This window comes from Niabella beijingensis (genome assembly GCF_020034665.1).
Lineage (GTDB): Bacteria > Bacteroidota > Bacteroidia > Chitinophagales > Chitinophagaceae > Niabella > Niabella beijingensis.
In genome coordinates this window covers 2,523,127-2,535,645 of sequence record NZ_JAIQDI010000002.1, presented here as the reverse complement: position 1 = coordinate 2,535,645, position 12,519 = coordinate 2,523,127, and the positions used below count along the sequence as shown (strand labels likewise).

Below are 12,519 nucleotides of genomic sequence, written 5' to 3'. Positions count from 1 at the left end.
GGAAAGATAATGATCAGGATCCCCCGGCAGCTGCTGTACAAAAATGTCTGAAAGTTCAAATGAAAGAAACCGATATCGCCATAACAGGAATGTCCTGCATCTTTCCCGGTGCAGCCGATCTTCCTGCCTTCTGGCAGAACATACTGGATAAAAAAGATGCGGTGCAAACCGTTCCGGCCGACCGGCTGGACGCATTGTATTTTGATGCTGCTGCTGAAGGTGCCGACCGGTTCTATTGCAGCAGGGGTGGTTTTATCCCGGAGGTTACTTTTGATCCGGTGCGTTTCGGGGTCCTGCCCCTGGCAGTAGAAGGCATGGAGCCCGACCAGCTGCTGACGCTCGATCTGGTTTGTAAAGCCCTTGAAGATGCCGGCATGCTTGGTGATAAGGAAGTGCTTGAACGGACCGGTATCATCATCGGAAAAGGTAATTATGCAGGGCCTGGCGCTACAAGGGCGATCGAGATCGTAAGAACAGGTGAACAGATCGCAGAAATAATGCGGCAGGTATCGCCCCATTTGTCTGAAACAGAAATAGAAAAAATAAAGAAGGGTTACCAGGAACGTAAAGGCCGCTTTAGCGCTGATACGGCAATGGGACTGATCCCTAACCTGGTGGCATCGCTGGTGGCCAACCGCCTCAACCTGGGCGGTGCCGCTTATACTGTGGATGCGGCCTGTGCCAGTTCGTTGCTGGCAGTAGACCAGGCCATCCGGGAGCTCCACAGCGGCCGCTGCGACCGGATGATCGCCGGCGGAGTGCATGTGGCGCAGAACGCAGCCTTCTGGAGCATCTTCAGTCAGCTCGGCGCTTTATCAAGGAAACAACAGATCCGTCCTTTTGACCAGGATGCCGATGGGTTGCTGATCGGTGAAGGCTGTGGCTTTGTGGTATTAAAGAAACGAAGCGAAGCAGTAAAGGACGGCGACCGGATCTATGCAGTTATAAAAGCAGTAGGGGTCAGCAGCGACGGCAGTGGTACCAGTGTAATGAGCCCGGCTGTAAAAGGCCAGGTAAAGGCGATACAGCAGGCATGGGATATGGCTGGCATCGGTCCGGATGAAGTGGGATATATTGAAGCCCATGGAACCGGTACACCGCTTGGTGATAAGACGGAGCTGGAAACGCTCAGAAAAGTTTTTGGTACCGGTGATACACGGCCCAGGGCCGGTATCGGTTCCGTGAAGTCGAACATCGGGCATGCCATGCCGGCTGCAGGTATTGCAGGATTGATCAAGACGGCAATGGCCCTGTATCACGACATATTGCCCCCTACGTTATATTGTACGCAACCGTTGCCGCAAATGGCACAGACCCGCTTTCGTGCAGTAGCGGAGCCGGTGGGCTGGAGCAGCAGCGGACTGAAACGATTTGCCGGTGTGAATGCTTTTGGATTTGGCGGTATCAATGCACATGTGGTGCTGGAAGGTTTGGAGCAACAACAAAAGGCTGCGCCGGAACCGGTGTCCGGCGACCGGCTGTTACTGCTGGCGCGGAATAGTAAGGCAGCGCTGATCAGCGCGCTTACGGAAGGAGCCACCCGGCCGGGTGAGGGAAATTACAGGATCGCTCTTTTTGATCCCACACCGGAGCGGATCGCCAAAGCGATCAAGATCGTGAGTAAGGATAAACCCTGGAGGAACCGGCAGGATATCTGGTTTACCAATGAACCGTTATTGCTGCGGGGTGCGAAGCTGGCCTTTGTATTTCCGGGACTGGATGGACTGGCGGGCGGCGAGGTGGAAAGCGTGGCGGAATATTTTGGATTAGACCAGCGCCCGGTTGCGCGGGAAAAAGGCCTGCTGGATCAGGCACTCGACGTGCTGGACAGGAGCCGTGTGCTGGATACGGCAATGAAACGCCTTGGGATTATACCGGATATGAATGCCGGGCACAGCCTTGGTGAATGGCTGGCCGCACGCTCTGCAGAACTGGCAGAAGAAGCTTCGGTGGCACAGCTGCTCAATATGCTTGATCCGCGGACCTTTGAGCTGAAAGACTCCCGCTTTATTGCGATCGGCTGCGGACTGGACACCATTGGCCCGGTGATGGAACGCATCCCTGATCTTTACCTTTCCAATGATAACTGTCCCAGCCAGGTGATCCTTTGCGGAACCCATACAGCCATCGCACAGCTTACCGAACTGTTAAAAGAACGGCAGCTTTTCTACCAGGTATTGCCCTTTCAATCCGGTTTTCATTCGCCCTTTGTGGCAGACAAGCTGGATGTATTGCTACAGGGCATGGAAGCTATGTGTTTTCAGAAAACAAAAATCCCGCTTTGGTCTGCGACAACATTGCAAACCTATCCGGAAAATTTTGAAGCCATTCGCAAACTAAGCGTGGAGCACCTGGTCCGGCCGGTCCGGTTCCGCGAGCTGATGCTGAAATTATATGAAGAAGGCGCAAGAGTTTTTGTACAGATCGGTTCAGGCGGCCTGACCGGTTTTATCGACGATACGTTCAAAGGCCGGTCATACAGCGTCATCGCTTCCAACCTGCCGGTGCGCACGGGCATGGCCCAGTTGAAAAGAGTACTGGCGGCGCTGTTCACCGAAGGTAAGGAAGTGGACCTCGCCTTCCTGGGCATCAGCAATGAACCGGAACCGGGTACCACCAGAAGAATAAAACTCCAACTGGGCGCGCCGCTGGTCAAAGGCTGGCCGCACCCGGATATGATCGCACCGGGTATGACCCGCACAATACCGGTTAACGAACAGCCGGTGGCAGCCGCGGCGCATCCGGTGATACGTGCGATGAAAGAGAATGTGGATGAGATGATCCGGATGCAGGAGGAATTGCTGACACTGTTCCGGACAACAGAACAGCCCTATAGTGGCGATGGCACCCCGGCGGTACAGGCATTACAACCTTTTACCCGGGAACTGGATATCACATTAGAGAACACGCCTTATCTTATCGATCACGCATTGCTGCGCCAGCCCAAGGGCTGGGCCTGTGTGGAGGATATGGACCCCGTCATTCCCATGACCCTGATCTTTGAATTGTTCGGAGAGACAGCACTGGCGCAGGCTCCGGGCCGGAGGGTGCAGCAGATCTTAAATACAAGAGTGCTCCAGTGGATGAATGTGGCACAGCCGTTCCGCGAAACAATAAGGGGCCGCTGGAAAACTCCGGACCTCGCCCTGCTGGATCTGGAAAAATACGCAACAGCAGAAGTGGTGCTGGCAGCTGTATTGCCGGCACCGCCCAAAACAGATAAGAACATCGGTGAGGATCTTGGTATTTCCATCATACCGCAAAAGATCTATGAGGAGCATATGTTCCACGGCCCGGCTTACCAGGGTATCGTATCGGTTACCACGGTGGGGGAGAAGGGGATCAGCGGCCGGATCCGGGGTGTGGGTGGTAAAGGCTCCCTGCTAGACAATGCCGGACAGCTGTTTGGCCTGTGGCTGCAGCTTACGCTTGCCAAAGACCGCATTGCATTCCCGGTGAAGATACAGGAGATCGCTTTCTACGGTGATATGGAAGACCAGCAGGGGATCTTTGAATGTACCTGTGTACTTACTGCAATGAACGATGAATTTGCTACAGCCGATATCATCATGGAACGGGAGGGCAGTACCTGGGCGGTCATTACCGGCTGGCAGAACCGCCGGCTGGAAATTGATGAAGCCTTGTGGAAGGTATCCATGTCGCCGTTGCATAACCGGTTGTCTGAAGAAGTAGCACCGGGCATATTCCTGTTTAATAACGCATATACCCGGATGGTTAGCTGGGACTTTATCCTGAAACGTTACTTCAACCAGGATGAAAAAAAATATTATCAGCAGTTGCCTCCGGCGAGAAAAAAAGAATGGATGATCAGCCGTGTGGCGGTAAAGGACGCTGTACGGGCGCTGTTGCAGCGGGAACGGGGTTATTCCTGTTTCCCCATCACCTTCACTACCGGCAGCAATGCAGTACAGCAACCCTTTGTTACCGGCAGTAAGGTTGACGGCATCAGCATCTCACTCGCACATAAGGGTACCGATGCGGTAGCCGTGGCCGCTTCCGGCAAGCCGGTAGGGATCGATATGGAAACGGTGGCATCCCGCACAGCTGGTTTTATGGAATTGTCGTTTACAGCGACTGAACGGGATCTGATAAAAGACAGGGATCCTGCAGAATGGAGCACCCGGTTTTGGGTAGCGAAGGAAGCATATGGCAAAATGCTGGGACAGGGACTGAAAGGGAATCCGAGGGCTTATGAAATAAAGCAGATCAATGGTGATGCGCTGCTGATCAATGATACCGTGATCAAAACAATTCAATACAAAAATTACATTATAGGATGGACACAGTAACAACAACCCCGGATCAACCTGCTGCGGCAGCGATCTTTGATCAGTTAAAACAAATGATCACCGAAGTGATCGGCGAAGAATTTGCAGAAGAAATGGACATCCGGCCTACAAGCTCTTTTACAAAAGATCTGGAAATGGACAGTATCGAGATCGTTGCCTTCTCCGAGAAAGTAAAAGCACATTTTGGCACCCGGATCGATTTTACCGGCTGGTTGTCGGGTATGGACCTCGACCAGCTGATCCGGCTGAACCTGAACGATATCATCAATTATATACAGGAATGCCGATAATCCCGATCAACGGAAAAAAGGTTCATGTCCAGGAACTGAACAAGGGCGCTGCTGAAACAGTAGTAATGGTGCATGGTATGTTCAGTAACCTCTCCGTTTATTATTTTAATATCGCCCCGCTGCTGGCGCTGCGTTTTCATGTGGTATTGTACGATCTTAAGAGTCATGGCATGAGCGAACGGACGAGGGATGGTTATGACCTGGACAGTATGTCGGATGACCTCAGGGCGCTGATGGATGCCCTCGGGCTGGAGAAAGTGCACCTGGTGGGATATAGTTTTGGTGCACTGATCAGCCTTAAAGCGGCCCTGCGTTTTCCCGGGCGTATTGACCGGCTTATCATGATTGAGGGACCTGATCCGGCGGATGATAAAACGCGGGGCATTATGGATGAGTACAGCAGGGAATTCCTGGAACATTACATCAGAAATTTTACCGATGCCACAAAGGTACAAATGGGAAAGCGGCAGCTGGAACGGAACCACCGCATGTATGAATATCTTTTTTATCAGACTACAATTAAACAGGATATGCTGGCAGAGAAGGATTTTTTTTCAAGCGATGCGATTGCCGGGCTGGAGCATCATCCGCTGTTGATTTATGGCAGCCGCTCGAATTGCCTGCGTGCCGGCTATTTCTTAAAAGAACGCATACCGGGTGCTGAACTGGAAGAAATAGAAGGCGATCATAATGTACCGGTCCAGGCTCCGGAAGCAGTGGCCGGGGTCCTGCTGCACTTTTTGACTGAAGCGGTACCGGTGATGGAACCGGACGGAAATGTATTTTAAGAAAAACGGAATATGGCACAATTTGCTTTTATAGTACCCCCGCTTACCGGACATGTAAACCCGACGCTCAGTCTCGGCAGCGCATTGCTGGGCAGAGGGCATGAAGTGGGCTGGATCAGTCTGGACCCGGCATTGCAGGACAAACTGCCGGAGGGCGGAACCCCGCTGCTGATCGGCTATGACCGCAGCGACGCAGAAAAAAAGGAAAGCAAGGCTTACCTCGATATCATTACCCGGAAAAATGTTTATGGCATCGACAGCATTAAATTCTTATATGAAGAAGTGCTGATCCCTTTAAACCGCTATATGTATGATGGCATCCGGGATGCATTGCTGCGCTTTGCACCGGATGTGGTTATTACGGATCATCAGCTGTTTGCCGGTGCAGTTGCTGCCCGGCAGTTGCGACTACCTTATGCTACTTCCGTAACGGCCCCTGCTGCAATAAAAGTAATGGAGGAGCTGCCCAAAGTACATGAATGGGAGGAAAAGCAGATCGTGGCCCTGCAACAGGAACTGGGCTGGCCGGGTGACCAGGCGCTGGATTGTTCAGAGGCACTGACACTGGTGTTTACTTCACCGTTGTTTTTCGGGGAAATGGAATTGCCGGAACAGTTCCGTTTCGTAGGCCCGGTGATACAGAGCCGTAAGTCCATTGAGGCCTTTGATTGGGAACGCTTTCACAATACACCGCACCCAAGGATACTGGTGAGCATCGGCACCACTTTTGATCATACGCATAAGCAACTGTTCTTTGATAAAGTGCTGGAAGCTTTTGGTGGCAGGGCACTTACGGTGGTGGTGGTATCCGACCCGGCGCTCTTTGAAGCAATACCGGATAATTTTATCATTCAGAAAACGGTGCCGCAACTGGAGTTGCTCCCGCATTTGCAGGCGGTGGTTTGTCATGGCGGACACAATACCGTCTGTGAAACCTTGAGCCACGGACTACCCATGGTGGTGATACCGATCGCTTACGACCAGTCGCATGTTGCAGGCAGGGTGGTGCGTACCGGTGCAGGACTGCGGCTTAATTTCAACCGGTTCAGGGCGCAGCACCTGCGGGATGCGGTAATGGAAATATTGCAGGAGCAGCGCTTCCGGGAAGCGGCAGGCCTTGTCCGCACTTCATTTGAAGCAACCGGGGGAGTAGCTGCAGCTGCCGGTTATCTGGAAATATTAGTAACAGCAAAACAAGATCTTCCTGCGGACCGGGCGCAATTGCAGCCGGCGGACAGCGGAGCATAAAAGATAATATGTCGAAATTTTTATTTGTGGTACCTCCTTTTTTCGGGCACTTAAGTCCAACGCTCAGTGTGGGTGCCGGACTGATCGCAAAAGGACATGAAGTAGCCTGGCTGGGTATGGTGCCGGTTCATGAAACACATATACCGGAAGGGGGGCTGTTCATAGTGCCGGAAGCGGAGCTGGAGCCGCATCGCGGAGCGATTGAAGTGTTGCTGAAACGCCAGGACGATGGTCCTTCGCTATCCGGTCCGGAAGTGATGAAGCTGGCATTGGAAGAAACATATGTCCCCCTCGCAACAATGATGATGCCGGGACTGGAACGGGTGATCGATGAGTGGAAGCCGGATGTGATCGTTAATGATTGTATTGCTTTTGCGGGCGCTCTTGCCGCTTATAAAAAAGGAATCCCCTGTGTTACCACCACGCCGGTACCGCCCGATGTAATGGGCGATACCGCCCTTCATGCACCTAAAATATTTGAGTGGCAGCAACAACTGATAAAGGAATTGCAACGCAGTGTCGGCGTTGAAACGGATGGGATCTTTATTCACTCCCACGAGATGAATATTGTTTTTACCTCTGCTGCATTTGCAGGGATTGAAGAGCCTGAATCGCATATGCAGTTTGTAGGCCCGGTACAGGGCCGGCCCAATCATAGTCCGTTCGACTGGGAGCGTCTGTCAAAGGCCAATACTCCGAGGGTCTTTGTATCGCTGGGCACCTTGCTGGTGGACATACGCAAGGAATTTTTTACCCGGCTGATCGAAGCCTTCCGTGATGAGCCGCTGACGATCATTGCTGCCACAGATCCTTCTGTTATTGAGCAATGGCCGGATAATTTTATCGTACAGGGCTTTGTGCCGCAATCGGAGCTGATGCCCTATATGGACGCGGTGATCTGCCACGGCGGCTTTAATACGGTGAACGATACGTTTATGAACGGACTGCCCATGCTGGTTACGCCGATCGCATACGATCATTTTCATACGGCCTCGCTGATCGAAAAAGCCGGATGCGGTCTTAAGATCCGCTACAGGCGGATGCGGGTGGACGATGTACGCAATGCTGTATGGAGGCTGCTGAAAGAGCCGCAGTTCCGGCAGGCAGCGGCCCGGGTGCGCGCCACTTTTATAGCAGCAGGCGGCAGCTCCAGAGCGGTTACACTGCTGGAAAATTTTGTAATGGAAACCACGCCCAATGTGATCTGATACATGACAGAGCCAAGAATAAAAAGAAAGATGCTGTTTGCAGAGCGGATGATGTACAATGACGGCGTAACTCCTTTTAACGGGTTGTTCCCGCTAAGGATTCGGGGTGTACTGACGCGTGAGCAACTGCAACACGCACTGAAGCGGCTGCAGGAAAAACACCCGGTACTTGCGGCGGCGGTAACAGTCGACGGGAAAGGAATGCCCTGGTTTGAGAGCACGGTGCCGGAAGCAGCCATACCCATACGCATTGCGGAACGCTGTTCGGATGAAATGTGGAAGGAGGAGACGGTGAAAGAATGGAATACCGGTTTTAATGCACAGAACGGGCCGCTGATCCGGCTGGTATGGATCCGTGGTACTGCTCTTTCGGAACTGCTGCTGGTATTTCATCATTGTATGTGTGATGGTGGCTCGGCATTGGCACTTGTAAAAGAGTTCCTGTTGCTGATGGATCAGCCCGACGCGGATATCGGCAGGGAACGGGTATTTACAGGGCTGGCGGATGTGGTACCGGCTTCCGTACTGCACAACCGCAAAAAAATACTCCGTGCCCGGTTCCTGGGTAAGGCCGGTTACCTGTTGCTGCATGCACTCCCGTTGCGGAAAAGAACGATTGACCGCGGGCCGGATTACCTGCTGAACTGGAAGCTCTCCGAAGAGGAAACCCGGCAGCTGCTTCGGAACTGTAAGGCGATCGGAGCGACCGTTAATACGGTCATCAGCCTTGCACTGCTTAGCGCTTTTGCATCCGTACGGGGAAAAAAGGCATTCAATAAAATTACCTGCCCGGTGGAGATCCGTAAATATGCGCCTGAGATCAGGGAAGACGCCATGTTTGCTTTTGGCCTGATGCTGGTGTTATCGATGGACAAGGCAGCAGGACTGGATTTCGCAACCAGGGCACAGCGGATGCAGGCGCTGGCTTCAAAGCGGCTGGCCCGTTTGAACGCCTACGATTCGCTGATGATGTTTGAATATGCGCACCCGGTTTTGCCACGGATGATCGATTTCCTGAAGTATGGAAAATCGACGAATGACTGTATGTTCTCGAATCTGGGACTGCTCAATATTCCGGCGGGATACCGCCACTTCACAGTGGATACCATCTTCAGTCCTTCGGTGATCGGCCCGCTGGGAAATCCGACCACATTGATCAGCTCGACATTTAAAAAACAACTCGACTTCAGCTTCGTATCCAGCGAGGGGTATATTCCTTATACCGAAGCTGTGGCCATAAAAAAAACGCTTATGGGTCTGTTGCTGCGCCTGCAGCCGGACCGCGATCCAGATTGATATGAAAAGAAGACTTATTGTTGGAGAACGCCTGATGTATGCCAATGGCTCAAGGACGGTTAATTGTGTTTTTTCTGTAACCATCGCAGGAGAGTTGCAGCAGGGCCGTATCGATTCAGCTTTTGCAAAACTGCAGGCCAAACATCCGTTGCTGCGTGCCGTAATAAAGGAAGACCGGAAGTGCGCGCCTTATTTTGATATACGGACCGATATGGTGCCGGCGGTTGTGGAAGTATTGCCGCGAAACACCGAAGAAGACTGGATAAAAGTGGCGCAGGTGGAATGGCACCGGCCGTTTAATTACAACAGGGCCCCCCTGATGCGGGTGCTCTGGTTGAATGGCGGTGCCGTGTCAGACCTGGTAATCGTGCTGCCGCATTGTGTCTGCGACGGCGGAACGATCGTAAACCTGATGCGGGAACTGTTGTCGTACACCGGCGACCCGTCGCTGGAAGCCATTCCTTACGATACGTTTTCCGGAACCACAGATCTTATTACTGCAAACGAAATGCCGGGAAAGGGCGCGCAGATCAGGGCCCGGCTGTTATCTCATGTGGCCCGTGGGGTGTTGTCGATATTGATCCGCAATAAACAGGAAGCCACTGGAATGAACTATTATATGATCCGCTGGTCGCTGGACCGCAACCTGTCGCAGCAGGTAATAAATGCCTGCAAAGCCGGTGGAACCTCGGTGCAGGCGGCCCTTGGTATTGCTTTTTTGACGGCTTTTGGAAAGGTAATGGGCAAGGATGCCAAAAACAAACTGATCTGCCCGGTGGATATCCGAAAATCCGTACCGGGTATCAAAGAAGACATGATGTTTGCTTTTGCGCCGGTGGTGGAGCTTTCGGGAACATATAAAGAAGGCACTGCATACTGGGAGCAGGCCCGCCGGATGAAGGCCGACCTGCAGGAAAAGATCAGCCGGCTGCGGCCCGCTCACCTGCTGGTGCTGACAGAATATTTTCACCGGGCAGCAGATAAAATGCTGAAACATTTACGGACGGTTAACGGCAGTCATGATATCACACTTTCCAATATGGGAAAACTGGAGCTCCCGGATGCATACAACGGGTTTAAAATAAAACGGGTCTATTCACCCAGCACGGCCCTCCCCTGGAAGAACCCGAACACGCTTGTAGTGACGAGTTTTGGAGGACAGCTTGATTTTTCCCTGATATCAGAAGAATCGTTCCTGGCCCGGGAAAAAGCACAGGCGGTCCGGGAAGCATTTATGGATCTGTTAAAAGAAGCGGTCACCGTTACCGCATGATCACCTGAACGCCATGAAACAACCGAATGAAACGGGAACGGCTGCCATGGGGTATGCCGCAGATAAAACGGCTGTAACCGTTGCCCCCCGCGCATGGAAACGGTTCCTCGTCAGGAATGTGCTGATCTATGCGGGTACCAACGTATTCTTTAATTCCGTTATTCCCTATCTTAGTTTTGAAGACCCGGGCGCCGTGTATCTTTTTAAAGGTACTTATTGTGTCGCCCGTTTCTTATTACCCCTGGCATTCTTTATCCCGCTTCTTGTTACCATCGATACCATGAATAAAATGCGGATCCTTTTTCAAAAACACGCCGCTGGTTTTTCCTTTCCTCCCGGATTCCGGTACAACAGCTTTCTGCTGAAACATGCGCTGATCAACGGTTGTATCACACTTGTACTTACATTGGCCGTGATGGTCGTGCTGCAGTTGGGCATGCCGGAGGGGCAGACCTACAACGGGCTGACGGTAAGTATACTCATGGGCATCTATGCCGGCACTGTTGCCCTGTATTTTATGAAACGCTCAATAAACCGCTTTGCAAAGATCAGGCAGGTTGTTTTAGTGTAGTATCGCTGCTTTTTTTGCTGCAATGAAATACTGGTTTTTGGTCCCGGGCAGCAGGCTGCTTTCGATGATCGTAAATGATGCGGCTGTTATGAGCCGTTCCAGACCAGCCGGTTTAAGCGGCTGCATTTCAGGTGCCATTCCCAGTTTGCCCAGGAGCGAGAAAACGCGGGCGAGGAACGGCTTTTCACCCATACAGGGCGTAACAGACAGAAACAGGCCGCCGGGTTTTAAACGTTCGTATATTTTTGATACTGCGGGCTGCGGATCTTCCAGCAAATGCAATATATAAAACCCCAGCACGGCATCATAGAAATCTGTTTTCAACCGGTTGTCAAAAATTGTTGAATGGATATAAGTGACCCTTTTTTTTGGTGTTTTTGACCGGGCGATCTCAATCATTCGTGATGAAGTATCAAATGCATGAATCTCCTTTACCACTGCCGACAGTTCATTGGAGGCAGTTCCTGTTCCGCAGCCAAAGTCCAGTATGGTGTCCGCTGACGTCAAAAAGTCTTTCGTTCTTTCAATGATCCCGCGATAGATCTTTTCATCTTTTTGTTCTTCTTTGTCGTAATGGCCTGCGGTCCTGTCCCAGAATTTTTCGGCTTTGTTGCGGCGGGCTGCTGTCATTTTATTTGGTTTAATGCGGCCTGATGCCCGGCACCACGAGCCGGTGGCAGGTAACGGGTGTTTTCAATATAGCACCGCGTCAGAAAACGATTGTAAATATAATAAAAAGACCGGAGCCGGGGAGGAAAACGGGCACTGTGGCTGTTTTCAGATAAATCCGGAGTCGGAAAGCGGCCGGGAAACAGGGCCGTATTATCTACCTGTAATTGGCGATTTTGATCAGCCGGTTTATATCAAGTATAATGATCTTTCTGCCTTTTGTTTCAAGAATACCGTCCTCCTTGAATTCGGTCAGTATCCGTATGGCATTTTCGGTTGCGGTACCCACAAGATTGGCAAGATCCTCGCGGCTCATATTGATCGAGACCGGCATGCCTGGTTTGAAATCCACTTTGTATTTTTCCCGGAGTACGATCAGCTGAAGTGCCAGCCGTTCCTTTACCGATCGTTGTGCGATCAAACTCAGGCCATTGATCAGGACCGCGAATTCCCGGCTAAGGGTCTTTAACAACCGGCTGTTTAAAACGGGGGAGCGCTGCAGTGTTTCTAAAAAATCTTCTTTGGGTATAAAAGCAATCCGGCTGTTCTCGAGTGCGGCAGCAGAATCCGGATAGCGGTCTTCGGAAAGCACCGCATGGTAACCGATCAGCTCACCGGTATTGGCCACATAAAAGAGTTGTTCCCTGCCTGAGTCATTTACCTTGTATTTTTTGACCATTCCTTCCATGATGTAGAAGATCCCCTGCGGAAAGCCACCTTCCCTGAAGATGACCTCGCCTTTTTTATATACCTGCTCCAAACGGTGTGTCATCAAAGGTTCCAGGTCCTCCATGGATAACCCCGAAAGAATCGAATCGCTGCTGAAATCCCATTTTTCTATTGGAAAAAGTCCGTTAATGCTCATG

The 12,519-nt window shown here is 51.8% G+C and carries 10 protein-coding genes; 8 read left to right on the top strand and 2 right to left on the bottom strand.

What is annotated here, in order from left to right; genetic code table 11:
• Positions 1 to 59: 59 nt before the first annotated feature.
• Genes K7B07_RS26600 through K7B07_RS26565 form a run of 8 tightly spaced genes read left to right on the top strand, consistent with a single transcriptional unit; the run spans position 60 to position 10,984 of the window.
• Positions 60 to 4,310: a type I polyketide synthase gene (locus K7B07_RS26600; protein WP_223713593.1), complete on the top strand. Its 4,251-nt coding sequence runs from the start codon at positions 60 to 62 to the stop codon at positions 4,308 to 4,310.
• Positions 4,298 to 4,600, top strand: coding sequence for an acyl carrier protein (locus tag K7B07_RS26595; RefSeq protein WP_223713592.1), 303 nt, complete (start codon positions 4,298 to 4,300; stop codon positions 4,598 to 4,600). The genes K7B07_RS26600 and K7B07_RS26595 overlap by 13 nt, the downstream gene beginning before the upstream one ends.
• Positions 4,591 to 5,388 (top strand): alpha/beta fold hydrolase, encoded by a 798-nt coding sequence (locus K7B07_RS26590; protein ID WP_223713591.1) that lies wholly within the window; start codon positions 4,591 to 4,593, stop codon positions 5,386 to 5,388. The genes K7B07_RS26595 and K7B07_RS26590 overlap by 10 nt, the downstream gene beginning before the upstream one ends.
• Before the next feature lie 12 nt (positions 5,389 to 5,400).
• On the top strand, positions 5,401 to 6,636 hold the full coding sequence (locus K7B07_RS26585; RefSeq protein ID WP_223713590.1) for a glycosyltransferase: 1,236 nt from the start codon (positions 5,401 to 5,403) through the stop codon (positions 6,634 to 6,636).
• A gap of 8 nt (positions 6,637 to 6,644) precedes the next feature.
• Positions 6,645 to 7,844: a glycosyltransferase gene (locus K7B07_RS26580; protein ID WP_223713589.1), complete on the top strand. Its 1,200-nt coding sequence runs from the start codon at positions 6,645 to 6,647 to the stop codon at positions 7,842 to 7,844.
• Positions 7,845 to 7,847: 3 nt separating this feature from the next.
• Positions 7,848 to 9,140: a condensation domain-containing protein gene (locus tag K7B07_RS26575; RefSeq protein WP_223713588.1), complete on the top strand. Its 1,293-nt coding sequence runs from the start codon at positions 7,848 to 7,850 to the stop codon at positions 9,138 to 9,140.
• Between the two features lies 1 nt (position 9,141).
• The gene (locus K7B07_RS26570; RefSeq protein WP_223713587.1) at positions 9,142 to 10,413 is read left to right on the top strand and encodes a hypothetical protein; all 1,272 of its coding nucleotides are present in this window, start codon (positions 9,142 to 9,144) and stop codon (positions 10,411 to 10,413) included.
• Between the two features lie 13 nt (positions 10,414 to 10,426).
• On the top strand, positions 10,427 to 10,984 hold the full coding sequence (locus K7B07_RS26565; RefSeq protein ID WP_223713586.1) for a hypothetical protein: 558 nt from the start codon (positions 10,427 to 10,429) through the stop codon (positions 10,982 to 10,984).
• On the opposite strand, the gene K7B07_RS26560 is transcribed toward K7B07_RS26565, so the two are convergent.
• Both K7B07_RS26560 and K7B07_RS26555 read right to left on the bottom strand, forming a co-directional pair.
• On the bottom strand, positions 10,976 to 11,614 hold the full coding sequence (locus tag K7B07_RS26560; RefSeq protein WP_223713585.1) for a class I SAM-dependent methyltransferase: 639 nt from the start codon (positions 11,612 to 11,614) through the stop codon (positions 10,976 to 10,978). The two genes, K7B07_RS26565 and K7B07_RS26560, sit on opposite strands and share 9 nt — an antisense overlap.
• Before the next feature lie 196 nt (positions 11,615 to 11,810).
• A complete protein-coding gene (locus K7B07_RS26555; protein ID WP_223713584.1) occupies positions 11,811 to 12,518 on the bottom strand; it encodes a Crp/Fnr family transcriptional regulator in 708 nt (235 codons plus the stop codon).
• Position 12,519 lies beyond the last annotated feature (1 nt).